Here is a 22,672-nt window from a genome sequence, read left to right on the forward strand (position 1 = left end):
TTGCATGACGCGACCGCCCGAACGGACCTCCCGCCCGCCTGTGACCGCACCCGACGCAGATGTCGTGGTGGCGTTTCGAGACGTGTCGCTGGGCTATGACCTGGGCATGCCCAAGACCTTGTCGCAGGGCGTCAATGAAGATGACCTGATACTAAAACACCTGAATTTTCAATTGCCTGCGGGATCTTTTCACTTTTTGACCGGACCGTCTGGCTCCGGCAAGACCTCTTTGCTCAAGATGATCTACCTGGCGCAGAAGCCGACATCGGGCACGATTGAACTGTTGGGACAGACCGTCCGACATCACGATCGCGCTCAAAGCGCTGCGCTTCGGCGACGTTTCGGCATCGTTTTCCAGGAATTCCGCCTGCTCGATCATCTTAACGTTTTCGACAACGCGGCCTTGCCGCTTTTCGTACATGGCGAGCACTTCAGAGATTACCGCGATGACGTCACTGAGTTGCTCAACTGGGTCGGTCTGAAAAATCGCCTCGACGCCATGCCTCACGTCTTGTCCGGCGGAGAGAAGCAGCGTCTGGCCATTGCCCGCGCGGTGGTGACGCGGCCGACCCTGATCCTGGCCGACGAACCAACCGGCAATATCGACTACGCCATGGGCCTGCGCATCATGCGCCTGTTTATCGAACTGAACCGGCTGGGCGCCACGGTGCTCATCGCCACCCACGACGAAAGCCTGGTCCGCGCCTCGGGTATGCCGGTGCTGGAGCTAAGGGGGGGGCAGGTTCATAAGCGCGATTTAAGCAAGGCTGCCCCGGTAGAAACGCATGTCGGAGACCGGCGATGATCGGGCCGTTGGTATCGCACCTGCGCGCCTTGCGGGCCGGGCGTCTGCTGCCGCAACAGGATCAGCGCGAAATCGCGCTGCATTACGTTATCGGTGTCTTATGCTTTCTGGCCTGCATGGCCGCTCTTATGGTCATGGCGTCCGACCGCGCCGCGCATGGCTGGTCGCGCGATATTCGCGCGGAGGTGACGGTTCAGGTACGCCCGACGGGTTTGGAAAGTGGCTCCATTGCGGCGGCGAAGGCCGCCGAAGTCTTGGCTGGGGTAAAAGGGGTTGGGCAGGTGACCGCTATTGAGCCGGAAAAGGCCAAGGCGCTTATCAAGCCCTGGCTGGGAGACGCCGTCATCGATGATCTTCCCATTCCAAACCTGGTCGAGGTCAGCCTCGATCCCAAAAATCCGGCGACGCCGCGCGCGCTGATGGATGCGCTGGCTGCCGCAGACATCGATGCTTCGATCGATGATCATTCGACCTGGCTCAAGGATATCGAGCAAAGTGCCTTGACCATCCGCCTGATTTCGCTGGGTATTTTTGTTGTTATTTTTTCTGCAACAGCTGCGGTCGTTGGCTTCGCGACGCGTGCCGGCTTGACCGCACGCGCCAATATCGTCGAAGTCCTCGCCCTGTGCGGTGCCAGCGATACCTTTATCGCTGAACGGTTCCAGTGGCGCTTTGCGCGCATGGCTTTCGAATCGGGCCTGCTGGGGGCGGCCATAGCGGCGGGCGTCATGGCGGTCATAAAAGCCACAGGTTCCTCACAAAGCTTTGCGATAGCTCTTCCCTTTTCGTGGCTGGACCTGTTAATATTAATTCCGTGTCCATTCCTGGTGGCGCTGATTGGCGCTGTCACGGCACGAATGGTCACTTTGCGCCTGCTTGCCATTCATGGCTAAAACAGGCATGGCAAAAGGGACGAGGCGGGCAAGGGCAGGGGACGGGTTAATGAAGCACATGCGTACGCTCATCGCCCTCTTTGTGGCGCTGCTGTTGTGGACGGCGGGCCTCTTCGTCTTCGCTGATCGCGTTATCGATTCCACCCCCGCCCAGGAGCCCGAAGAAGCCGCAGACGCCATTGTCGTGCTGACCGGCGCGTCCGATCTGCGTCTGAAGGAAGGCATGCAGCTTCTGGAACGCCGCAAGGGCCAGCGTATGTTTATTTCCGGCGTGAACCCTGAGGTTAAGCGGCCGGAATTGATGAGCGTCACCGAAGGCTCAAAGCGTCTTTACGAATGTTGCGTCGATCTCGGTTACGAAGCCGAAAACACCGTCGGCAATGCTAAGGAAATTGCCGAATGGGCGCGCGGTCATGACTTTTACACTTTGATCGTCGTGACGTCCGACTATCACATGCCGCGTTCATTGCTGGAACTGAAGGCGGACATGCCGGGGGCCACACTCATTCCATATCCCGTCGCCACGCCCGATGTCGATGCGCGTGGCTGGTGGAAGTCCCGTAAGGGCCAGCGCATTATTGTGCTGGAATATTGCAAATACCTGGCCATTCTCGGACGCGACGCCGTACTCAGCCTGTCGCGCAAGTTCGGCGACAAGGGTAGCGTGCCCGTGCCCAAGGCGGGGTCGGAAGATCATCTGGTCACATCTTCGTCGGCCGACACCGGTGCCTCTTCGAAATCGGGGGCGTCTCAGTCCCATTCTGGCCAGTCTCATTCTGGCAAGTCCAATTCTGGCAAGTCCCATTCCGGCGGATCGGTTGCGGACACAGTGGAAAAAACGAATTGAAATTCAATCTGATAACGCGTTTGCGTTCGCTACTCTTCATGCTGTGGCTGTATGGTTCCATGGCCTTTTTTGCGATTGTCATGTCTCCGCTTCTTCTGTGGCGGCCGGCGGCGTTACAGGTGGTGCGCTGGTGGTCAGGCGCCGTCCTGTTCGGCGCCCGTATTATCGTAGGCATCAAGGTGGAATTCCGCGGACTGGAACATCGTCCCGACGGCCCGGCGCTTATTGCGGGCAAGCATTTGTCCATGCTGGATACGATCGCGCCGTTCGTCGTGCTGAGCCAAACCTGCTACGTGTTGAAAAAAGAGCTGATTTATCTGCCGTTTCTCGGTTGGTTCGCGTGGCGAACCCGCATGGTGGCGGTAAAGCGTGAAGATGCCGCCAAGGCGCTCAAGGGCATGGTGGTCGCCTGCCGGGACCGTCTAAAAGAGGGGCGTCAAATCCTTATCTTTCCCGAAGGCACGCGATCGAATATCGGCGATGACGCGACCTACAAGCCGGGCGTGGCCGCGCTCTATCGTGACCTCGACGTGCCCTGCCATCTGCTGGCCACCAATTCGGGCCAGTTCTGGCCGGGACACGGTATAGATCGCAAACCCGGCACGGTGGTGTTCGAATTCCTGCCGCCCTTGCCAGCGGGTCTGAAGCGTGGCGAACTGATGACACAGATGAAGGCGCAGCTTGAGGCCGCGTCGGCGCGCCTGGTCGAAGAAAACAGATGAGCCGCAATCCGGTAAAGGCGCAGCTTGAGGCTTATAACGCCAAGGACATAGATGCCTTCATGGCGTGCTGGGCGCCGGATGCGGAAATATACGCCCATCCCGACACCTTGCTGGCAAAAGGCCATGTCGGTATCCGCGACCGCCATCTGCTGCGGTTCCAGGAGCCGGACCTGCATGCCCGTCTGGTTAGCCGGCTCATCCTCGGCGAAACGGTCGTCGATACCGAAATCGTGACGCGCAATTTTCCGGACGGATTGGGTGAAATCGATGTCGTCGGAATTTATGACGTCGCAGACGGTCTGATCCGCAAGGCTTGGTTTATTATGGGTGTGCCCCGGTTTTAAACTGCGTTGCCCTCGGCATCGATCGCGCCCATGACCTCCAGCCGGGCGCGTAAAGGCGCCAGACCCGTCGCATATCGCCGCCACACGCCGACGCCTTCGGCATTGATGGGTTTGCGTACCTGGGTGGAACTGGCTGAGGCGACCGCCCCTGCCGTTTCATGAGGGCTGAGGCAGGCGGGTTCGAATGGCAGCCCACAGGCCGCCAGAACGCGGCGAATTTCGGTCTCGGGTGCGGCAATAAGCTCTTCGAGAGACACATCGATCAGGCTGTCGCCCAGGCAGGTTTTCCAATGCTGCATCAGGTCGCGATAATAGGCGTAATGATCGGCCAGGTCGTTCTGGTCAAACGACCACCCCGCAGCGAAATGCAGCTTGTAGGCGCCAAACAGAGCATCCATCGGATTGCGGCGCATATGGACAAATACTGCATCGGGAAAAGCCAGTTTGATAAGGCCAGCATAGTCCGTATTGTTCGGCAGTTTGTCGATCATGACCGGTCGGCCACTATCGAGATATGCGGTTTCTCGGTCATAGAATGCCGCGAAAGCGTGCGGATCCATGCGCGATGCGGCCGTGATGACGGATCCATCGAGCAGTGCCTTGGACTGGCTTTTCGACACCGTCTTTACGGCGGCCGCAAAGGTTTGCAGTTCCCCCGGCGTTTGAACCTGAGAATGGGCGGCCAGGATGCGCTCCATTAGCGTAGTGCCGGACCGCGGCAGACCGATAATGAAGATGCGCCGTGGTGCTGTCGTGGGTTGCGTCCGCGCCGTCGATAGCCGGAACCGCTCGACCGGCAGATGCGTTCGCCAGGCGGTCAGGATTTCGCGCTCCAGATCGGCGGACCAGGCCGGGTTGCGCAGGGTAACGGGCTCTTCGCGAGCGGCTTCAGCGCCAGCCTGCAAGGCACCCCAGGCAGCGCTATAATCGCCGAGGTCGTCCAGTTCCTTGAACAGGGCATATCCTTTGCGCGCCCGGTCGATGGGTGCGGTCACGGGTAGTGCCTTCAAGCGGTCGACATGGTTCGTTTGTGGGGGCCAGCGCCTGAGCCGAGCCAGGGCCAGATGGGCGCCTGTATCGGGCGCCAAGGCGATAGCCGCTTCGAAACTGGCTTCGGCTTCAGCCATCCGGCCCAGGAACTGTTCGGTTTCGCCCCGGCTGAACCAATAGGCGGCAATGCGCGGTTCCAGTGCCGTAACCCGCTGCAAAAGTGGCAAGGCTTCGGTTTCGCATGCGGCTGAGGTCAGGGCGGTGGCCAGGATATACAGGGTTTCGGGATCGTCGACGCCGATTGCCAAGGCTTGGTGAGCCGCCTCTCGGGCCTCTGAATGTCGCCCGAGCGGCGACAGGGCGCGGATGCGTTGGGCCAGGAAACGTGGACGCGCGCCATGATCGGACGGCAGCAGACTGAGGGCTTGGGCCAGCACCTCATCGGCTTCAACGTAGAAATAGCTATCGAGGGCGGCAAGCCCCCACAGCCACCAGGCCTGAAGCTTGCCCGGGTCCAATTCGACGGCCCGCCGCGCCGCCGCTATGACGGCGGGGAGGTCGCGGCGTTGCATGGCCTGACCCGCTTCCTGAACGGCGGCGTCGGCCGGAGGGGTGAGGAAGCCAGTCATGCGTGCGCCTATTTGTGGCTTGTATCCGGACAGCCGGCCTGGCTGCAAACACCGCTGTCCGACCAAGCGATCAGCCGCACCACCATGTCGCCCGGCTCTGTCCGCGGGTCGGTGTTTACAGACAAGACGTGGCCTGCCGTCTTGGCGGTGACCGTTGCGATCGCTTCTCCGAATGGATTGCGGATGATGGCTACGGCCTGACCCGGTTTTACATCGTCGCCCAGCTTGACCTTGATTTCGGCCCAACCGCCGCGCGGGCTGGCGAGATCGGTCACCACATTGCCAACAAATGGCGCGGGATCGCTAAGGTCGGCCTTACCGGCCAACATGCCCTTGCCGATCATAACATTACGGATGCCACGCAGAGCGCGTTCGATCATGGGGGTGTCGAACTTTTCAGGCGCACCCAATTCGTAGGTCACGGCAGGGATGCCTGCCGGATTGAGCATGTTTTCAACTGTCCCTTCGATACCGGCATCCATGCCGATGACATCGGGGCGCAGCCAGTCGGCGATCTGGCGTGCTTCCGCAGTTTGAGCAAAGACATAGCCGGGATAAGCGCCGCCGCGTGATTGCGTATGCAGGTCGATGGCGAAATCGGCATTGCCTACGAAGATATTGCTCCATAACCGCCCGGCGAAGCGGCTGGCCGGACCGCCATTGTCGGCATTGCCTGGCATTATCCGGTTCAGGTTTTCGCCGTTGGTGCCGATTTCGTCAGAGGTGAAGCCGCGTGTCGAATGCATGAGGCCAGGCGTATTCAGGCCCGGAACCGCTACGAGCGTGCCGGACAGGGTCTTGGGGTCGAGGGTCTGGGCCAGGCGCTGTACGACCGAGATACCATTCAGTTCATCGCCATGAATCCCGGAGGTTATCAGCATTTTCGGTCCAGGCTTAGCCCCCTTCACGACGACGACAGGGACGTACCAGCCCTGACCTATGGCGTTATCGGTCACGCGGAACCACAGCTTCGTCACCTGGCCCGCCGGTAGGTCCGCCACATCCAGTTTGTCGATCACCGCCGCGTCGTCGAGCCGGTCGCCGGTATAGACGGTCGCGGCAAGGGTTGGCGTGGCGGTCACCAGAGGCAGTGACGTAAATAGAAGCAGCCCGGCAAGGCCCGTGAAAAAGTGCGATCTCGCCATAGGCAGTTCAATTCCAGTCTTTTGTATCGGATCAGCTTTTTTGCGTCGACAGCCAGGTGACGAAGCGTTCGATAATAGTGGTCGATATGGCTTCCATGTCTGGCTTGACCGTATCGAAGTTAGCGCTACGTTGAAGGAAGTCCAGAATATATTGCTCTTTTTCGACACTATCGAGGAAAGCTGACTCTTCGGCGGTCATGGTTTTGGGATCGGCGACGCGCGACGGGTCTGCGCCGTGAGCGATGGCATCCTGAATATATCTGATTTTCGAAATTTTCAGGATGACCTGAAGCTGCGGCGGTGTCAGGTCGCCTCTGTTCGCGATGGCCAGCTTGTGGAGCAGGGCGGGCCTTTGCTCGTCTATCACTGTCCCGGTAATTTCCACCAGTTTCGCCTTTTGCGCCGAGGTAAAATTGCTCATGGACGGTGCGTTGATCAAGGCCTGTTGCATGCTCAGTTTCATCACATCGACCACACCGAGGTTGGAATAGATCTCCTCGATTGTCGCGATAGACCTGGCCTCCGCCGTAGGGGCCGCGACGGCGGGGTTTGGCAAGGCAGCGGACAACGGCGCTAGACCAAGCCAAATGGCCGCCAGCAGGAGTCGAATGGTCATGGTTTGTCTCTGAAAATTCAAATGGATAGTAAAACGCGTCACCCCGCTTAGCGGGTGGATTCGTAAGCCTTGATGATCTGGTATTGCGCCAGCCGGATATCGAGTTCCGCCGCGCTGTCGACCTTGCCGTCATCATGGAGGCGCATATTTGTCAGCTTGCGCTGAGCGTCCGTGTCGTAGGCCGCCAGCAATTGCAACAAATCCGCCTTGGTCAGGTTTTGCGCCTGAATAAGCGCATTCATGCGGATGATCTTGTCTTCCAGTTCGGTTTGGGCGACGGCGGCAATGGCGGCCAGACGATATTTATCCGTTTCCGACATTTTTGAGAAATCGATATGGCGGGCCACCTCCTGAATAATCAGGCGCATGTGGGTTACGGCGACAAAATGACGGATCAGCGCGTCTGTACCATCGATCTTGTACACTGCCTGAGCCAGGGCGACCCGTTCTTCGACGGCCGGGTCAAGCGCTGGCGTGGCCGCGTAGGTGGCAACGGCATCGGCTGTTTTCCGGTCGGATTTCTGGAATGCGGCCACCACGGCTATGGCGGTATCATGCACGAAGGCGTCGGTCACGGGGACCGACGGTGCCACACCCTGGCCGGCGGCAAGGCCGTAAGTGATTTCGGCAGGGGTCGATTCGGGGGCGCCGACATTAAGAATGGCCAACATGCCTCGGCTGCGCGACGCGGTCGAAGACGGGGGTTCCGACCCGGCGACGGCGAGACTCGGTGCGGGGGTGACGGTCGGTACGGCGCTGGCAGTGACCGGTGCAGGTTCTGCCTGGGTCATGGCCAGCATGACGCCATTGGCTATAGCGGTCTGTACATTGGTCGGTGTCCGCGCCGGCATGGCGGGTGATTGCGCCAGATAGGCCGCAACCTTTTTTGACTGCTCCGGCGTCAGAGGTACGCCCGCAGCCTGAGCAACTGGAATGCCCGTCGCGATCATAGCTGCGGCAATGACGCCCGCAATCAGCGTTTGAAAAGAAATCGACACAGACCCATCCCCCAAAAGTCGTCTATCCGCGCATCTGTTTCCGTGTATTGCCGTTTAACTGGCCTGCGATGCGGTGAATGTCTTGATGATCCTGATGACAGCCTCGATCATATAGTTTTGCACCTGTGCGGCGGAATCATCTTGCGACATGAACTTGCCGGCATTGTATTTGGCGGCGGCAATGGAGGAGTTGGCGGTGATCAATTGCTGAATCTCGTCCACGCTGAAATTGGGCGCCTGAGCTTCGGCAATATGCTCGATCAGGTCGTTTTGAGTCTGAATCAGGATCGCATCAGCAATCTTGTTGTAACGCGCGTCCTGTTCCGGCGTCAGGGCGGTCAAACCGGCCCGATCTATGACGACCAGCCGCGTCGCGACCTTGGTATTGGTAATGACCTGACGGACGTTGCGCGATACGCCGTTCAACTCCATCAGTTGCTTGTACAGCTCGATCTTGTGCTGAACCTTGGCGTCTTCGGCGGTGTCGTTCAGTTGCGCGACGGCAGAGGTCGCTACGTCGCCGGCGGCAATTGCATACTGATTTGACGGCGCAGCGGGCGCGATGTCTTGAGCATTGGCGGATGCGGAAAGCATCGGAAGCGCAAGCGCGCCTGTGACGCCAACGAGCACCAAAGCCTTGAAAACCTGCCTGAACACGGCACCCCTCCGCTTAATCAAAGATTAAGCATCAAGATTAACGCTAAAAGACGCACCGTGGCAATGGGGGAATACCTGAAAGGCGAACGGGCCGGCAATCGCCGGCCCGGTGTGGCTTTAGGGTTGCGCGGGCTAGCCCTTTCCGATCAGACCAGGGTGCCGTGGCAATGCTTGAACTTGCGGCCGGAGCCGCACGGGCACGGACCGTTGCGCGACGTTTGTTCCCAGCCGGTCGGCAGGGCCGACGGCGGCAGGTTGGCGCGCTGTTCTTCGGTCAGGTCGTCGGTCAGTTGGGGGGCGCGTTCGTTCAGGCCGGTGTGCGGATCGAGATGCACTTCCTGGAACTGGCGGCGTTGTTGCGGCAGCGACGGGGCGACTGGCTCCGGTACGAACTCTTCGGCCGGCTGTTCGAAGCGGATTTCCATCGTCATCAGCCAGCGGGTGACCGAATGGCGCAGATTAACCAGCAGGGTTTCGAACAGAGTAAAGGCTTCGGTCTTGTACTCGTTCAGCGGGTCGCGCTGGCCGTAGCCGCGCAGGCCGATGACGGCGCGCAGGTGATCGAGGTGCATCAGGTGTTCACGCCAGTGCATGTCGATCATTTGCAGCAGGAATTGCTTTTCGAGCGCCTTCATCTGCTCTGGACCGAGCAGACGCAGGCGTTCTTCCATCTTTTCTTCGGCCAGCTTCTGGATACGCTCTTCGAATTCCTCGTTGGCGATACCTTCTTCCTGCGCCCACTCTTCCAGCGGCAGGTCGAGGCCGGTCAGGCTGAGGATCTGTTCCTTCAGGCCCGCAATGTCCCATTTTTCGGCATAGGCCTTGGGCGGCATATGACGTTCGACCAGATCGTGGATGGTGTCGGTGCGGAACTCGCCGATCAGTTCCGACAGGTCGTCGGAATCCATGAAATCCTGACGCTGCTCGAAGACGGCCTTGCGTTGGTCATTGACCACGTCGTCGTATTTGAGCAGGTTTTTGCGCATTTCGTAGTTGCGTTGTTCCACGCGCTTTTGCGCGGTGGCGATGGCGCCGTTCAAAAGCTTGTGCGTGATGGCTTCGCCTTCTTCGACCCCTAGCGACTTCATCATCGCATTGAGGCGGTCGCCCGCGAAGATACGCATCAGATCGTCTTCGCACGACAGGAAAAATTTCGACCGGCCGGGGTCGCCCTGACGGCCGGTACGGCCACGCAACTGGTTGTCGATGCGGCGGCTTTCGTGGCGTTCGGTGCCGAGGACGAACAGGCCGCCCAGTTCCAGCGCCTTCTGCTTCAGACCGGCGACCTGGGTTTCGATTTCGGCCTTCTTGGCGAGAATCTGGTCAGGCGAAACTGTATTGCCGGCGGCATCCTGTTCAGACAGCCACCTCTGGACGCGCATATCGACATTACCACCGAGCTGAATGTCGGTGCCGCGACCGGCCATGTTGGTGGCGATGGTGACGGCGCCGGGAATGCCGGCGTCGGCGACGATTTCGGATTCCTGTTCGTGGAAGCGCGCGTTCAGAACATTGTGCGGCACGCCCTTGCCGGACTTCCAGACGATATCATAGGCGTCTTCGCCGGCCTTAAGGACTTCCTTCTTGTCGGCATTGGCGAAGGCGGGCTTCAGCGTGCGCGACTGCTCGACCTTGTAGGTGTAGTTGTTGAGGAAGGTCGAAATCTCTTCCGACTTTTCGATCGACGCGGTGCCGACCAGGATAGGCTGGCCTTTGACATAGCAGTAGGCGACCTGGGCCGCGATGGCGGCGTATTTTTCCTGCTCGGTACGATAGACTTCGTCGTCGTCGTCGATACGCTGGATCGGGCGATTGGTCGGAATTTCAAGCACATCCATCTTGTAGATGTCGCCGAATTCCTGTGCTTCCGTGGCCGCTGTTCCGGTCATGCCGGACAGCTTGCCGTACATGCGGAAATAGTTCTGGATCGTCACCGAGGCCAGGGTCTGGTTTTCCGGCTGGATATCGACGTGCTCCTTGGCTTCGATCGCCTGGTGCAGGCCTTCCGACAGGCGGCGCCCGGTCATCATACGGCCGGTAAATTCGTCGATCAGGATGACTTCGCCGTCCTTGACGATATAGTCTTTGTTCAATGTATAGAGCGTGTTGGCGCGCAGGGCCTGGTTGGCGTGGTGGACCAGCGAGATGTTGATCGGGTCGTAGAGACCAGCCGAATCCTCCGCCAGATGGCCGCCGGCCTGAAGCATTTCTTCGAGACGCTCAGACCCCAGTTCCGACAGCAGCACCTGACGCTGCTTTTCGTCCAGTTCGAAGGTCTCCGGGTCCTTGATGAGGTCCAGGATGGTGGCATTGAGAATCTTGTACAGCTCCGACCGGTCTTCGGTGGGGCCGGAGATGATCAAAGGCGTACGGGCTTCGTCGATCAGGATCGAATCGACTTCGTCGACGATCGCGAAATTGTGGCCGCGCTGAACCATTTCATTGGTCGAATAGGTCAGGTTGTCGCGCAGATAATCGAAACCGAATTCGTTGTTGGTGCCGTAGGTGACGTCGGCGGCGTAGGCCTGCTTGCGTTGGGTCTGGTTAAGGCCCTGAACGATGACGCCCGTGGTCAGGCCGAGGAAGCGGTAGACGCGGCCCATCCAGTCGGCGTCGCGCTTGGCCAGGTAGTCGTTGACCGTGATCAGGTGCACGCCGTTGCCGGTCAGGGCATTGAGGTAGACCGGCGCGGTGGCGACCAGGGTCTTGCCTTCGCCGGTGCGCATTTCGGCGATGCCGCCCTTGTGCAGGATCATGCCGCCGACCAGCTGAACGTCGTAATGCCGCTGGCCGATGGCGCGCCAGGCGGCTTCGCGCACGACCCCAAAGGCTTCATCCATCAGCGAATCAAGCGTGGCGCCCTTAGCCAGGCGTTCGCGGAACAGAACGGTCTGATGTCTCAGTTCCTCATCGCTCATCGCCTTGTACTTCGGCTCGAGCGTAGTAATGCGCGCCGCGCGCGTCATCATCGACTTGACTTTGCGGTCGTTGGACGACCCGAACAGCATTTTGGCAAGAGCCAGCATGAGAAACCTTAACTGATTGTCGTAACAGTCCAGCCGGCCCAATCTGGCCAAATTAGCCTGTCAGCTGTAGAGAGTTGCGAAAAAAGGCGTGAAATCCGTTTTATTTATCTGTTGTATTCGTAACGTGACGGAAACGAGTTACAGGTGAAAATAAGGGCGGACTTGCGCTTTTCAAGCACGGGCACTGACTTAAGCGGCTGGATAGTGTATGTCAATGTGGCTTAAGGTTCGCGGATGGTATGCCGGTCGGGGACCGGTTGTGTGGGGACGATGTCATGATTAAGCCAACGGATCACTTTAAGCGATCGGGTTTAGGGGCGGCGGGGATATTGCCGCTGTTGATCGCCCTGACGGTGATGGTCGCCGCCTGTAACAAAGGGCCGGTGAGCAATGAAAGCCCGCCTGAACCCGGTGACGTCGCCGTGGCGCGAATTGACGGAGAAACCATTTGGACCTCCGATGTACGCGCCGAAGCGATCGCTCAGGGGCAGATCGGTCCGGGCGAACCTTTGGACGTCACGTCGGACCTGTTTTCGCGGACTCTGGAAGAGGTGATCGACCAGCGCCTGCTGGCGGCGGCGGCCACGAGCCGGGGGCTTGAGAAATCAACAACGGCCCAGCGCCGCCTGCGCGCCGCGCATGACCGGATTCTGGGGGACATGCTGGTGGAAAACAGCATCGACCGCGATATCGACGAAAAAACGGTCAAGGAACATTATGACGAGCAGGTGAAGCTATCCAAGCAGTCCGAGGAAATCCGGACGCGGATGATCCTTTTGCGCACCCGCCCGGAAGCCGAAGCGGCGCTGAAGCAGATTCAGGCAGGGTCGTTGTTCGAAGCAATGGCGATGGAAAAATCGATCGACCAGGGCACGCGTTTCAATGGCGGGGACATGGGCTATTTCACCACCGACATCATGCCCCAGGCCTATAAGGGTGTGCTGACGACCGCCAAGGTCGGCGATACGGTCGGTCCGGTTCAAGTGGAGGGCGGCTGGGCGATTCTGCGGGTCGAAGACCGTCGTCCGGAACAGATGCCGACATTGGAAGAAGAGCGCCCGATCATCATGCGTTACCTGATCTACAATCAGGTTGCCGGTATGCTCAATGGGCTGCGCAAAAAGGCCAAGGTGGAACTCCTCATTCCGAAGCCTGTCAAGACCAGTCCGGAACCGGCGACCGCATCGGCGGCCGAAGACGCGGCATCGGCCGCTGCGGCGGAAGCATCACAGTCGGCTTCGGCCAGCGCGTCGGCGTCCGCATCGAGCGCCGCGCCGGCCAAGAAGGGGCAAAAGACCTGAGCGGTCTTTAAGTTATCAGATCAGGGCTTCGGCGCGCGGTTTGACGGAGGCCGGCTTCGCCGGTTCGACCGTGAAGGAATCGGCGGTGGGCAGGGCATGCGCCTTGGCCCAGGCCACGATCAGGCGAACGATAAAGGTCTTTATGGCTGTCATGGACACTACTCCTGTACTTAATTCTTTGCCGCGCCGGGCGCGAAACCAAACGAAACCAGGGCCATCAGCAGGGCCTCGATATATTTGTTCATAGTCTTAAACTCATACAATTCTAAATGACAGCGCTGTCATAACACATTTCGCATCTGCGAAAAAGACGGCGGTCGATCACAATTGAAATTATCGTTTGTAACGGTTTGTGTCGTCGTCAAATGGCCGCTGTTTTAGCTATGGTATCCTGAGGCACACTCTGTTAAGGCCAAAATCTGTACTGCCCGCTATCTGCCCGTATTAAGGAGCCGCGCCCGTGACCCAGCCGCCCGCCTCGAAGACCCCGTCCGCCAGCCGCCTGACTAAGCGCGCCGCCGAAGGTCTTGCCGGTGGTCTTGAACGCGCGCTCGACCCCCTGACCAACGCCGTAAAGCGTGCCGTTCAAACCGGCGCCGATGCTGTTGCCAACCTGACCCAGGCGCCGGCAGCGGAAACCGAACCGTCAACCAAAGCGAAGGTGGCCGCGCCGGGCAAGCCTGGTCTAGCCGTGTCGCCGCTGGCTGTCGCCTTGCCAGACATGCCGCCAGTCGGCGGTGTACAATTATCGACCGCTCAGTCCGGATTCTACAAGCACGACCGCAAGGACACCTTGCTGATGAAGTTTGCCGAGGGCACGACCTGTGCCGGGGTGTTTACACGCCACACCATCGGGTCGGCCCCGGTTGACTGGTGCAAGAAGCAGCTTGAAGCCAATGAGGGCCAGGATGTTCGCGCCCTTATCTGCAATGCAGGTTGCGCCAACGCCTTTACGGGCAAGCTGGGCGCCGACGCGGCACGCCGCACGGCTTCGGCGCTTAGCCGCCGCATCGATTGCCGGCAACGCGACATCATGCTGGCCTCGACCGGCGTGATCGGCGTGGTCCTTGATGATGCCAAGATCGCCGCCCGCCTGTTCGACCTGGAAAAGGACCTGCGCGCCGATGCCTGGGCCGACGCGGCCGCCACCATCATGACGACCGATACCTTCCCCAAGGGGGCTCATGAAACGGCGGTGATTGACGGCGTGACTGTGCGCATCAACGGCATCGCCAAGGGATCGGGCATGATCGCGCCGGACATGGCGACTATGCTGGCCTTTATTGCCACCGATGCCACCCTGTCGCCGGGCGTGCTGCAAAGCCTGCTGGCCCTTTTTACGCGTACCACGTTCAACTCGGTGACGGTCGATGGCGACACCTCGACCAACGATACTTGCCTGCTGTTTGCCACTGGCGCCGCCGGTGCGCCCAAGATCAGCCGGGCGGGCGACAAGCGCCTGGCCGATTTTAAGGCCAAGCTGGAAAAGGTCATGCACAGCCTGGCGACGCAACTGATCCGCGACGGCGAAGGCGCGACCAAGTTCGTCAAGGTCAATGTCACCGGCGCGTCTTCACCGGCGTCGGCGCGCAAGATCGCCAAGTCGATTGCGGAAAGCCCCCTAGTCAAGACGGCCTTTGCCGGCGAAGACGCCAACTGGGGCCGGATCGTCATGGCGGTGGGCAAGACCGAGGAACCGGTGGACCGGGACCGGCTCAGCATCCGGTTCGGTGACCTGGTGGCGGCAGAAAATGGCGCGGTGTCGCGGACCTATGACGAAGCGGCGATGAGCGCCTATATGAAGAATGCCGAGCTTGAAGTCAGCGTCGATGTCGGCGTCGGGCGCGCTCTGGCGCACGTCTATACCTGCGACCTGACGCACGGCTATATCAGCATCAACGGTGACTATCGGAGCTAGAGACCAATAGTGTTTCATCGGCCGCCAATCGGCGGCCGCCCATTTTCTTCGCGGATATCCTTATGAAAACCGTTCTTGTCGTTGCCGCCGCGCTTGTCGATTCCGATGGTCGGGTGCTGATCGCCCAGCGGCCGGAAGGCAAGCAACTAGCGGGTTTGTGGGAATTCCCCGGCGGCAAGGTCGAACCGGGGGAAACACCGGAAAACGCCCTGATCCGCGAATTGGAAGAAGAGCTGGGCATTGTCGTGAAAAAGGCCTGCCTGGCGCCGTTTGTCTTCGCCTCGCATACCTATGACGATTTCCACCTCCTTATGCCCCTTTACCTGATCCGCCGCTGGGAGGGTGAGCCGGAGGCGAAGGAGCACAAGGCGATCAAGTGGGTACGCCCTAACGATATGCGCGCCTATCCCATGCCGCCCGCCGATGATCCCCTGGTCGCATGGCTCTGTGACTTTATTTGACTGTTAAGCGTTTTTGAAAACCCACTCTTAGGGGTGTTGGCGTAACCTCGTTATCGGGAGGGCGCGCGCAATGACGCATGGGCCGCAATACGGACGAAGATCTTCGGATCATGACGCGGAATTTCTGCGCCATCGGATCGGTCTGGCGTCGGAGCGCCTTCACCAGCACAGCGAGATATCGGATCGCCTGAAAGTCATCACCATGACCATTCTGACGGCGCTTGCGATTTACCTGGCCATCAGCGTCTTCGGTCCCTGGCGTTTCGGTGACACGGTTCGGCACCTGGCCAGCTTTGCCGGCTGCGAGGTTACGCGTCAGGTGGGGCTGGCGGGCGCCCACCGTGGCCAGCCGGGGTACTGGCGCCAGCACGACACAAATCAGGATGGGATCGCCTGCGGTGCAGGCGACGCGGGAGATTAGTATGAAAACCAGCCGCAAACAGAAGACATCATGGTTGCAGGTGATGACGCTGGTAAGCGTCATGGCGGTGGGCGTCATCGCCTATACCGGTCTGGCCCTAATTGATACGGCACAATCGCCGCCGTCGGCCAAACCATGAGTTTTGCCCTACAACCCAACGGCTAGATCTTGCCTTCCTGGACGCCCAGGGCGTCGGCCAGGCGCATCCGGGCAGAGCCAGGACGCAACGGCTTTTGCTGGCTGTCGTGCGCTTTCCAGCCCGATAAAGTGATCAGCTCAAAGGTTGCCGGAATACGGCCCTCCGCGTCGGCGAAACGCTCAAAATAGAGGGTGGACGCTTTTTCAAGAATGGCGCGGTTCAATCCCTTGCGTGGCCGTTGATGCAGGATATTGCTTTCGCCCATGGCGCGCAGGTCGGCCATCAAACGCAGAGGATGTTCGTAGGTCACCACGACGCGGTCGGAATCGACAACGGGCATGTTAAATCCCGTACGCTTTAATAACTCTATGAGATCAGGGCTTTCCGCGTACGGAGCAATGCGTGGACCGTAGCCGCCGCGCACCTCGATCTCGGCATCCATCAGGCAGCCGCGCAGTTCCTTCAGGGTCTCACCGCCGAACAGCGAGCCGATGAACAGGCCATCGGGTTTAAGCGCCCGGCGCACCTGAACCAGAACGCCGGGCAGATCGTTGACGCTATGCAGGCCCAGGGCATTGACGACCAGATTGAGGGTGTCGTCGCCGAAAGGCAGGGCCTCTTCATCCATAACAAGGCGGGCCGTACCGCCTTGCCGGGCAGATAGGCGCGGTGACAACTCCCCTTCGATCAGCAAGCCGATCTTGCCCTCAACCGGTGTGCCCGTCAGGGCGCGTCCGAAACTGCCGTCGCGCGCCCCCATGTCGAGCGCCAGGTCGAATTGCCGGTTGATGGCGGAAAGGGTGTCGATCAGGTCTTCGACCGACCGGTCGCGCAAAAATTGGGCTTGCGCGAAACCATCGGCCGCGCGATCAAGACGACGGGCGAGGAGCTGACGATCAAACAGGGCGGGGGGAGCGGACATTGCGGGACTCGATATGCGACTGACCTCCCGTTTAGGCCAAATCCGGTCGGAGGTTAAGGCCTTTATCATCGATCGCATTTCGCTGTCGCATGTCAGGGCATCGGCAGCGCACCTGCTGGACATGGTGTTCCCGCCGCACCGGCTGGATGCACCCGATGAAATGACGTCGCCCGAGGCGCTGATGGGCGCGGGCCTGTCCGCCGCCGCCTGGTCGGGCATTCGCTTCCTCGACCGCGATGGCTGCGCCATGTGCGCCCGTCCCTTCGAAGGCGGGCTGTTCCTCGGTTCGGGCGCCCTGTGCAGCGAGTGTACGGAAAAACCCTTTCCGTTTCGCCAGACCCGTGCCGCCTGCCTCTATGACGAGGCATCGAAAGGGGTGATTCTCGGTTTCAAACATGCCGACCGGCTGGATATGGCGCCCATGCTGACCCGCTGGCTGGAGCGCGCCGGTGCGGACCTGATCCGCGAGGCCGATATCGTCATGCCAGTGCCTTTGCACCCGTTCCGCCTCATTCAGCGGCGCTATAACCAGGCGGCGGAACTGGCCCGTCCGGTGGCGCGCCGCCTGAACCGAACCTATCTCGGCGACGTTCTGAAACGCACGCGCCATACCAACCAGGTTGGGAAAGGCGCGCAGGCACGATGGGATAGCGTCCGCGGCGCCTTCCGGGTATCGGCGCGTGGCCACAAACATATCGCCGGCAAGTCGGTCGTGTTGATCGACGATGTTTTCACCACGGGGGCGACCTTGCGCGCCTGCACGGAGGCGGTCCTGGCGGCCGGCGCGATACGCGTCGACGTCTGCGTGCTGGCCAGAGCCGTCCGTCATTGAGACGGATCGGGGAGACGCAGCCGGCAAATCGCTTTAAATTCTTACGTGCTTCCCTATATTCTATAGGAAGGTTTCATAGTACTGAGCAAAATCATGGCCAAAATCGATATCTATACCAAACCCTATTGTCCCTATTGCGAGCGCGCCAAGGCATTGCTGGAAACCAAGGGGGTAGAATACAACGAAATCATCGCGTCGCACGATCCGGTATTACGCACGGAAATGAACGAGCGATCAGGCCGATATACCTATCCGCAGATATTTATTGATGATCGTCATATCGGTGGATGCGACGACCTGATGGCGCTCGATTCGCGCGGCGGCCTCGATCCGCTTCTGGCCGCCTGACATGTCCGAGGGCGTGCTGAACATCGCCTTGATCCAGATGCGTTCGCCGGGCACACCCTCAGCGGCGTTCGAACAGGTGCGTCCTCTGCTGATGCAGGCGGCGGCCAGCGGTGCGCAACTTATCCTCCTGCCGGAATGCGCCAACCTCATGGAGGCGCGCAAGGATCACAAGGCGTTGGTGGTGACCTCCGAGGGCGAGGACATCTTCGTTCAGGGCGTACGCGACCTGGCGCGCCAGCTTAAGGTCGAGGTGCTCATCGGCTCCGCCATCGTCGGGTCGGGCGTAGATGATCGCGCCGTCAACCGGTCGCTGCTGGTGGACGCCCATGGCGATATTGTCGCCCGCTATGACAAGATCCACCTGTTCGATGCCGATACGCCCGATGGCAAAACCTACCGGGAAAGCGCGTCTGTCAAACCCGGCGTGCAGGCGGTGGTGGCGGAAACGCCATGGGGCGGGCTGGGCCTCAGCATCTGCTACGATGTGCGTTTTGCCTATCTGTACCGCGCCCTGGCCAAGGGCGGCGCGCACATGATCGCCGTGCCGGCTGCCTTTACTGTGCCGACCGGTCAGGCCCATTGGGAAGTCTTGTTGCGCACCCGTGCCATTGAAACCGGCTGTTTCGTCCTGGCCGTGGCCCAGGGCGGCTCGCACGAGGATGGCCGCGTTACCTATGGCCACTCCATGGTCATCAATCCTTGGGGCGAAGTGATCGCCCGCCTCGATCACGACCGTCCGGCCGTGCTTGAGGCCAGCATAGATTTCAGTGAGGTCACGCGCGCCCGGCAAGCCTTGCCGTCGCTTCAGCATGACAGAGAGTTTTCCGTATGATCCGGTACGCGTTGCGTTGCATCGTCGCCCATGAGTTCGAGGCGTGGTTTTCTTCATCCGATGGCTTTGATGAACAGGTCGCCAAGGGGTTGGTGGAGTGTCCCATGTGCGGATCCACGGCGGTCAGCAAGGCGATTATGGCGCCGGCTGTTCGCACCAAAAGCGCCTCGACCCAGGGCGCGGAAACGTTGGCCGAAGCGCAGCGAGCCGTCGCCGAGGCCATGTTCCGCCTGCGCCAGCACGTCGAGAAAACGCATGACTATGTTGGCGACACCTTTGCCAATGAAGCCCGCGATATCCATGAAGGCTTGGCGCCAGACCGCCCTATATACGGCGAAGCGACGCCGGAAGAGGTAAAGGGGCTGGTTGAAGACGGCGTGCCGGTAGCGGCCTTGCCGGTATTCAAACCCGCCGCAGAGATGGAACCCAAGGCGCCGCTTCCGCTGCCGGGAGCGCCGGTGAGTGTCGACAAGAAACTGAATTGATTTTCGGCCAAGCCATAACAGGCAGCCAAAAAATACCGCATATAGAAAAAGCCTCCGATGATCCATCGGAGGCTTTTGTGTTTCAGGGAGTGGCCTTACGCCTCTTCGGCGGCGGCATCTTCCTTGCGCTTGCGCGTCCGCTTTGGCTTGACGTCTTCCACAGCCGCCGGAGCGTCGGCCTCGACGGAAACGGGCGTCGGCCGGGACAGGAAGGCGGGCAGGTGTGACTGATCCGCCGCCGGGATGTCCCGGACGCGTTCCTTGCGCGGGGCGCGAGTCTTTACAACCGGGGCTTCGGCGGCCGGAGCTTCGAAGCCGAGTTCCGACTGCGGCGGCGCATCTTGAACCGGGCGAGGTACACCAAGTGGCTGAGTGGAGGCGATGAAGGCCGGCGCGATATAGGGCGTTTCGCCGTCACTCGTCGCCGGTGCAGGCTGGCCGTTCAGATTGGCTTCCTGTTCGGCGAAGCGTTGCTGGCGGCGACGTTCATAGCGTTCCCGGCGGGTCTCGCGGCGTTCACCGTTCAACCGGTTGCCGTTTTCATCAGCCTGGGCGTCACGATCGGCATTCCGATTATCAACGTTACGATTGTCTGGACGATTATCCGGGCGGGCCTCGCTGTTGCGATTTTCGCCGTTCGCGTTACGGGGTTCGAAACGCGGCTGACGGTCGTCGCGATTGCGGTCGTTATTCGATCGATCACGGTCACGATTGCCATTCGAACGGTCACGGTCACGATTGCCGCCCATGCGGTTGCCGTTGTCACGGTCACGGTTGTCGTAGCGCGGCTGATCGTCGTAACCGGATTGCGAGTCTTCGTTGGCGGACGCAGCCTCTTCGGCCTCGGCGGCTTCGGCTTCCATTTCGTCGTCGAAATCGTCGAAGCCGTTGGAAAATGGATCGCGCTGGACGAATTCCGAAACCGGACGCGTCGGCTGCATCTGACGGATCATGCGGAAATAGTGCTCGGCATGCTGCAGATGGTTTTCAGCCAGCACGCGGTCGCCCGCGGAGTTGGCGTCGCGGGCAAGCTGCTGGTACTTTTCGTAAATGGTCTGGGCGTTACCGCGAACCTTGGTGCCTTCCGGGCCGTTCGATTCGTAGGCGCGGTTGGGATTGTTCTGATTGCCCGAGGGTTTGCGGTTACGGCTGCGTTGCCGTTTCATGCCCCTGAAGTCTTTCATCTTAACTTACGTCTCTCTTACACTCCGCCCCGATACGTTAGGTACGGGCGGCGAATATGTGTATAAAAAATCAAGGAGACCGCTTGGCTTACTCGTGTTGGGGCGGCCGTCAACCTTGCTATTGTCCTGCTTAGAGGATGGCGCGGGGGTCGTTTTTGACCCGAGAAAACCTCGCGCTCTCACAGTCCTCTGCCGCGACGAGTCCGCCCATTGTGTGGGCAACATGTTCGCGATGTGAGGAAGACGGTTATGTCTAACCTCTCCGTTGCTTTCTGCCAAGCGGAATTTATGCTTCCGGCAACTTATTCGGTTTCTGGCCCGTTACAACCCGCGGGAGGTTGGACAGGTCCAGATAGGTGGTCACATCATCGAAACCGGCATCTTTCATAAGTTTTTCAACATCTTGCGACTGATCAAAGCCGATTTCCAGATAAGCCATTCCACCGGGTTTCAGCAGGCGGAAAATCTCAGGTGCCAGCTCGATATAGGCCTCCAGACCGCTTTTTCCGCCGTCGAGCGCCAGAATCGGGTCGTGATGCTTGACTTCCGGGTCCAGGGTTTCAATGACATCGGTGCGTATATAGGGGGGGTTGGAGGCGACGATATCGAAGGTGCCATCGTGGAGACCGCTGCCCCACGACGTGCGCAGGAAGGCCGTCTGATGGCTGAGGCCGAGATTGGCGGAATTGTCGCGCGCCACGGCCAGGGCGTCCTCGGAAATATCGGTGCCGATCCCGCGCGCCGCCGGGCGTTCCGACAGAACGGACAACAGAATGGCGCCAGACCCGGTGCCGAGGTCGGCCAATTGAAAGGCGTCGCCCGGTTGCGACCGTTTCAGGATCATATCGACGATGACCTCGGTTTCCGGGCGCGGGATCAGGACGTGCTCCGACAGGTTAAGCAGTAGTTTCCAAAAGCCCTTGCGCCCCAGGATACGCGCCACCGGCACACGCTTTTCGCGGCGGGCCAGGAATTCTTCCAGCGTATTGATCTCGTTGTCAGTGAGCTCTCGATACGGGTCGGTCAGGATATCGGCGCGCGTGGCGCCTGTCGCGGCTTCGAGCAGCAGGCGGGCGTCGATTGCCGGGGAATCGATAAAGGCAGCCTTGAGGCGCTGTTGCGCGCCGGTCCAGGCCTTAACTAGGGTCAGGGTCATATCGGTCTCGGGGTTCGGCTGTGGCCTTCGGGCTGGCGGCGGTAGCCAGGGCTGGCCAGACTAGAAAGCGTTTTCGACAGGAAATTTCGCGACGATCATATAGTTGACGTCTACATCGTCCGACAAGACCCATTGTCCGGTTAGCGGTTTATAACTGACCCCGATGGGTGCGTCGGGCCGCAACGGCGTGCCATCTAGAAAGCCCGCGATCTCACCTGGCGTCAAAAACTTGTTCCAGTCGTGTGTCCCGCGGGGTACCCATTGCAGTATGTATTCCGCGCCGATTACGGCCAGAGCGCGCGCCTTTAGCGTGCGGTTTAGCGTCGCGATGAAGAGGAGGCCGCCTGGCTTGACCAGGGAAGCGCAGGTTTTCAGGAAAGCTTCCGGATCGCTGACATGTTCGATGACTTCCATCGTCAGTACGACGTCATACAACACCTCTCCGGCCTCGGCGAGTTGTTCGACCGTCTGGTTGAGATAGCGGATGTCCAGGCCACCCTGTTCGGCATGGACCTTGGCCGTGCCGATATTCTTTTCAGACGCATCGAGACCGGTCGTGGTGAACCCCATCCGGGACATCGGTTCGCTAAGCAGACCGCCGCCGCAGCCGACGTCCAGCAGCCGAAGCCCTGCGAACGGGGCGCGCTGGCGATAATCGAGGCCGAAGTGCGGCAGGCAGGTTTCGCGAATGAAGCGGACGCGTGTCGGATTGAATTTGTGCAAAGGGGCAAATTCCCCTTTCACGTCCCACCACTTGGCAGCCAGCGCGGAAAAGCGCGAGACTTCGGCCTCATCTATGGAAAAGCCGGTGGCGGCGCCGGCGTCCGAACGTCCGGTCATGTCAAGCGCCTCCCAATCCGGGCAGGCGCCAAATTGTTTAGCATTTCAATCATTTTGTACGCCTATTTCTTACCTTTTGTTGCCGGAATCAGCCTTGCGGCACAGGGGCTTACCCGCTAATTAGGCCGCGCAATTGTTCCGGGACAGGATAGAACCCTGTC

Annotated in this window: 25 protein-coding genes; 14 read left to right on the forward strand and 11 right to left on the reverse strand. The window is 60.0% G+C overall.

What is annotated here, in order from left to right:
* Positions 1 to 4: 4 nt before the first annotated feature.
* The 5 genes from RCJ00_RS13015 to RCJ00_RS13035 are packed head-to-tail and all read left to right on the forward strand — an operon-like array spanning position 5 to position 3,611.
* The gene (locus tag RCJ00_RS13015) at positions 5 to 805 is read left to right on the forward strand and encodes a cell division ATP-binding protein FtsE (protein ID WP_316222405.1); all 801 of its coding nucleotides are present in this window, start codon (positions 5 to 7) and stop codon (positions 803 to 805) included.
* Positions 802 to 1,698 (forward strand): cell division protein FtsX, encoded by an 897-nt coding sequence (locus RCJ00_RS13020; protein ID WP_316222406.1) that lies wholly within the window; start codon positions 802 to 804, stop codon positions 1,696 to 1,698. The genes RCJ00_RS13015 and RCJ00_RS13020 overlap by 4 nt, the downstream gene beginning before the upstream one ends.
* Before the next feature lie 49 nt (positions 1,699 to 1,747).
* Positions 1,748 to 2,545, forward strand: a complete 798-nt coding sequence (locus RCJ00_RS13025; RefSeq protein WP_316222408.1) for a YdcF family protein — start codon at positions 1,748 to 1,750, stop codon at positions 2,543 to 2,545.
* 11 nt (positions 2,546 to 2,556) lie between these two features.
* The gene (locus RCJ00_RS13030; RefSeq protein WP_316222797.1) at positions 2,557 to 3,267 is read left to right on the forward strand and encodes a lysophospholipid acyltransferase family protein; all 711 of its coding nucleotides are present in this window, start codon (positions 2,557 to 2,559) and stop codon (positions 3,265 to 3,267) included.
* Positions 3,264 to 3,611 (forward strand): nuclear transport factor 2 family protein, encoded by a 348-nt coding sequence (locus tag RCJ00_RS13035; protein WP_316222409.1) that lies wholly within the window; start codon positions 3,264 to 3,266, stop codon positions 3,609 to 3,611. The genes RCJ00_RS13030 and RCJ00_RS13035 overlap by 4 nt, the downstream gene beginning before the upstream one ends.
* Here the strand turns inward: RCJ00_RS13035 and RCJ00_RS13040 are convergent.
* The 6 genes from RCJ00_RS13040 to secA form a co-directional block, all read right to left on the reverse strand.
* Positions 3,608 to 5,230 carry a tetratricopeptide repeat-containing sulfotransferase family protein gene (locus RCJ00_RS13040; protein ID WP_316222411.1) on the reverse strand — a complete coding sequence of 541 codons (1,623 nt, stop codon included), beginning with the start codon at positions 5,228 to 5,230 and terminating at the stop codon, positions 3,608 to 3,610. The genes RCJ00_RS13035 and RCJ00_RS13040 overlap by 4 nt on opposite strands.
* An 8-nt stretch (positions 5,231 to 5,238) precedes the next feature.
* The gene (locus tag RCJ00_RS13045) at positions 5,239 to 6,375 is read right to left on the reverse strand and encodes a succinylglutamate desuccinylase/aspartoacylase family protein (protein WP_316222413.1); all 1,137 of its coding nucleotides are present in this window, start codon (positions 6,373 to 6,375) and stop codon (positions 5,239 to 5,241) included.
* Positions 6,376 to 6,406: 31 nt separating this feature from the next.
* Positions 6,407 to 6,991: a hypothetical protein gene (locus RCJ00_RS13050; RefSeq protein ID WP_316222415.1), complete on the reverse strand. Its 585-nt coding sequence runs from the start codon at positions 6,989 to 6,991 to the stop codon at positions 6,407 to 6,409.
* Between the two features lie 47 nt (positions 6,992 to 7,038).
* Positions 7,039 to 7,989, reverse strand: a complete 951-nt coding sequence (locus RCJ00_RS13055) for a hypothetical protein (RefSeq protein ID WP_316222416.1) — start codon at positions 7,987 to 7,989, stop codon at positions 7,039 to 7,041.
* A 54-nt stretch (positions 7,990 to 8,043) separates the two neighbouring features.
* The gene (locus tag RCJ00_RS13060; protein WP_316222417.1) at positions 8,044 to 8,646 is read right to left on the reverse strand and encodes a hypothetical protein; all 603 of its coding nucleotides are present in this window, start codon (positions 8,644 to 8,646) and stop codon (positions 8,044 to 8,046) included.
* Between the two features lie 146 nt (positions 8,647 to 8,792).
* On the reverse strand, positions 8,793 to 11,672 hold the full coding sequence (gene secA, locus RCJ00_RS13065; RefSeq protein ID WP_316222418.1) for a preprotein translocase subunit SecA: 2,880 nt from the start codon (positions 11,670 to 11,672) through the stop codon (positions 8,793 to 8,795).
* A gap of 275 nt (positions 11,673 to 11,947) precedes the next feature.
* Between secA and RCJ00_RS13070 the strand changes: the two genes are divergently transcribed.
* Entirely contained in the window at positions 11,948 to 12,973 is a 1,026-nt protein-coding gene (locus RCJ00_RS13070) for a peptidylprolyl isomerase (RefSeq protein WP_316222419.1), read from the forward strand.
* A 15-nt stretch (positions 12,974 to 12,988) separates the two neighbouring features.
* Here the strand turns inward: RCJ00_RS13070 and RCJ00_RS13075 are convergent, their stop codons facing one another.
* On the reverse strand, positions 12,989 to 13,126 hold the full coding sequence (locus tag RCJ00_RS13075) for a hypothetical protein (RefSeq protein ID WP_316222420.1): 138 nt from the start codon (positions 13,124 to 13,126) through the stop codon (positions 12,989 to 12,991).
* A 307-nt stretch (positions 13,127 to 13,433) separates the two neighbouring features.
* Here RCJ00_RS13075 and argJ point away from each other — a divergent pair, with 307 nt between their 5' ends.
* The 4 genes from argJ to RCJ00_RS13095 all read left to right on the forward strand — a co-directional run bounded on the left by argJ (position 13,434) and on the right by RCJ00_RS13095 (position 15,912).
* On the forward strand, positions 13,434 to 14,891 hold the full coding sequence (gene argJ, locus RCJ00_RS13080; protein ID WP_411267543.1) for a bifunctional glutamate N-acetyltransferase/amino-acid acetyltransferase ArgJ: 1,458 nt from the start codon (positions 13,434 to 13,436) through the stop codon (positions 14,889 to 14,891).
* Between the two features lie 62 nt (positions 14,892 to 14,953).
* Positions 14,954 to 15,352, forward strand: coding sequence for an 8-oxo-dGTP diphosphatase MutT (mutT, locus tag RCJ00_RS13085; RefSeq protein WP_316222421.1), 399 nt, complete (start codon positions 14,954 to 14,956; stop codon positions 15,350 to 15,352).
* Between the two features lie 70 nt (positions 15,353 to 15,422).
* Positions 15,423 to 15,773: an excalibur calcium-binding domain-containing protein gene (locus tag RCJ00_RS13090; protein WP_316222423.1), complete on the forward strand. Its 351-nt coding sequence runs from the start codon at positions 15,423 to 15,425 to the stop codon at positions 15,771 to 15,773.
* A gap of 1 nt (position 15,774) precedes the next feature.
* Positions 15,775 to 15,912 (forward strand): hypothetical protein, encoded by a 138-nt coding sequence (locus tag RCJ00_RS13095; protein WP_316222425.1) that lies wholly within the window; start codon positions 15,775 to 15,777, stop codon positions 15,910 to 15,912.
* 22 nt (positions 15,913 to 15,934) lie between these two features.
* Here RCJ00_RS13095 and RCJ00_RS13100 read toward each other — a convergent pair whose 3' ends face one another.
* The gene (locus RCJ00_RS13100) at positions 15,935 to 16,834 is read right to left on the reverse strand and encodes a methyltransferase domain-containing protein (protein ID WP_316222427.1); all 900 of its coding nucleotides are present in this window, start codon (positions 16,832 to 16,834) and stop codon (positions 15,935 to 15,937) included.
* Between the two features lie 13 nt (positions 16,835 to 16,847).
* Between RCJ00_RS13100 and RCJ00_RS13105 the strand changes: the two genes are divergently transcribed.
* From RCJ00_RS13105 to RCJ00_RS13120, 4 genes are all read left to right on the forward strand, one after another.
* Entirely contained in the window at positions 16,848 to 17,666 is an 819-nt protein-coding gene (locus RCJ00_RS13105; protein WP_316222429.1) for a ComF family protein, read from the forward strand.
* Between the two features lie 93 nt (positions 17,667 to 17,759).
* Positions 17,760 to 18,014, forward strand: coding sequence for a glutaredoxin 3 (gene grxC, locus RCJ00_RS13110; protein WP_316222431.1), 255 nt, complete (start codon positions 17,760 to 17,762; stop codon positions 18,012 to 18,014).
* Position 18,015: 1 nt separating this feature from the next.
* Positions 18,016 to 18,846 (forward strand): carbon-nitrogen hydrolase family protein, encoded by an 831-nt coding sequence (locus RCJ00_RS13115; RefSeq protein WP_316222432.1) that lies wholly within the window; start codon positions 18,016 to 18,018, stop codon positions 18,844 to 18,846.
* Positions 18,843 to 19,331, forward strand: coding sequence for a DUF1178 family protein (locus RCJ00_RS13120; RefSeq protein WP_316222434.1), 489 nt, complete (start codon positions 18,843 to 18,845; stop codon positions 19,329 to 19,331). The genes RCJ00_RS13115 and RCJ00_RS13120 overlap by 4 nt, the downstream gene beginning before the upstream one ends.
* Before the next feature lie 95 nt (positions 19,332 to 19,426).
* On the opposite strand, the gene RCJ00_RS13125 is transcribed toward RCJ00_RS13120, so the two are convergent.
* The 3 genes from RCJ00_RS13125 to ubiG form a co-directional block, all read right to left on the reverse strand.
* Positions 19,427 to 20,515, reverse strand: a complete 1,089-nt coding sequence (locus RCJ00_RS13125; RefSeq protein ID WP_316222435.1) for a DUF4167 domain-containing protein — start codon at positions 20,513 to 20,515, stop codon at positions 19,427 to 19,429.
* Positions 20,516 to 20,801: 286 nt separating this feature from the next.
* Entirely contained in the window at positions 20,802 to 21,671 is an 870-nt protein-coding gene (gene prmC, locus RCJ00_RS13130; RefSeq protein ID WP_316222436.1) for a peptide chain release factor N(5)-glutamine methyltransferase, read from the reverse strand.
* Between the two features lie 60 nt (positions 21,672 to 21,731).
* Positions 21,732 to 22,511, reverse strand: a complete 780-nt coding sequence (gene ubiG / locus RCJ00_RS13135; RefSeq protein WP_316222437.1) for a bifunctional 2-polyprenyl-6-hydroxyphenol methylase/3-demethylubiquinol 3-O-methyltransferase UbiG — start codon at positions 22,509 to 22,511, stop codon at positions 21,732 to 21,734.
* Positions 22,512 to 22,672: the final 161 nt, after the last annotated feature.

Origin of the sequence: Asticcacaulis aquihabitans (genome assembly GCF_032490435.1) — a bacterium.
Lineage (GTDB): Bacteria > Pseudomonadota > Alphaproteobacteria > Caulobacterales > Caulobacteraceae > Asticcacaulis.

Bases quoted from the DNA above. Each gene is read 5' to 3' on its own strand.
- RCJ00_RS13015 (WP_316222405.1), top strand. From the start codon at position 5: ATGACGCGACCGCCCGAACGGACCTCCCGCCCGCCTGTGACCGCACCC.
- RCJ00_RS13020 (WP_316222406.1), top strand. From the start codon at position 802: ATGATCGGGCCGTTGGTATCGCACCTGCGCGCCTTGCGGGCCGGGCGT.
- RCJ00_RS13025 (WP_316222408.1), top strand. From the start codon at position 1,748: ATGAAGCACATGCGTACGCTCATCGCCCTCTTTGTGGCGCTGCTGTTG.
- RCJ00_RS13035 (WP_316222409.1), top strand. From the start codon at position 3,264: ATGAGCCGCAATCCGGTAAAGGCGCAGCTTGAGGCTTATAACGCCAAG.
- RCJ00_RS13040 (WP_316222411.1), bottom strand. From the start codon at position 5,230: ATGACTGGCTTCCTCACCCCTCCGGCCGACGCCGCCGTTCAGGAAGCG.
- RCJ00_RS13045 (WP_316222413.1), bottom strand. From the start codon at position 6,375: ATGGCGAGATCGCACTTTTTCACGGGCCTTGCCGGGCTGCTTCTATTT.
- RCJ00_RS13050 (WP_316222415.1), bottom strand. From the start codon at position 6,991: ATGACCATTCGACTCCTGCTGGCGGCCATTTGGCTTGGTCTAGCGCCG.
- secA (WP_316222418.1), bottom strand. From the start codon at position 11,672: ATGCTGGCTCTTGCCAAAATGCTGTTCGGGTCGTCCAACGACCGCAAA.
- RCJ00_RS13070 (WP_316222419.1), top strand. From the start codon at position 11,948: ATGATTAAGCCAACGGATCACTTTAAGCGATCGGGTTTAGGGGCGGCG.
- RCJ00_RS13075 (WP_316222420.1), bottom strand. From the start codon at position 13,126: ATGACAGCCATAAAGACCTTTATCGTTCGCCTGATCGTGGCCTGGGCC.
- mutT (WP_316222421.1), top strand. From the start codon at position 14,954: ATGAAAACCGTTCTTGTCGTTGCCGCCGCGCTTGTCGATTCCGATGGT.
- RCJ00_RS13090 (WP_316222423.1), top strand. From the start codon at position 15,423: ATGACGCATGGGCCGCAATACGGACGAAGATCTTCGGATCATGACGCG.
- RCJ00_RS13095 (WP_316222425.1), top strand. From the start codon at position 15,775: ATGAAAACCAGCCGCAAACAGAAGACATCATGGTTGCAGGTGATGACG.
- RCJ00_RS13100 (WP_316222427.1), bottom strand. From the start codon at position 16,834: ATGTCCGCTCCCCCCGCCCTGTTTGATCGTCAGCTCCTCGCCCGTCGT.
- RCJ00_RS13105 (WP_316222429.1), top strand. From the start codon at position 16,848: ATGCGACTGACCTCCCGTTTAGGCCAAATCCGGTCGGAGGTTAAGGCC.
- grxC (WP_316222431.1), top strand. From the start codon at position 17,760: ATGGCCAAAATCGATATCTATACCAAACCCTATTGTCCCTATTGCGAG.
- RCJ00_RS13115 (WP_316222432.1), top strand. From the start codon at position 18,016: ATGTCCGAGGGCGTGCTGAACATCGCCTTGATCCAGATGCGTTCGCCG.
- RCJ00_RS13120 (WP_316222434.1), top strand. From the start codon at position 18,843: ATGATCCGGTACGCGTTGCGTTGCATCGTCGCCCATGAGTTCGAGGCG.
- RCJ00_RS13125 (WP_316222435.1), bottom strand. From the start codon at position 20,515: ATGAAAGACTTCAGGGGCATGAAACGGCAACGCAGCCGTAACCGCAAA.
- prmC (WP_316222436.1), bottom strand. From the start codon at position 21,671: ATGACCCTGACCCTAGTTAAGGCCTGGACCGGCGCGCAACAGCGCCTC.
- ubiG (WP_316222437.1), bottom strand. From the start codon at position 22,511: ATGACCGGACGTTCGGACGCCGGCGCCGCCACCGGCTTTTCCATAGAT.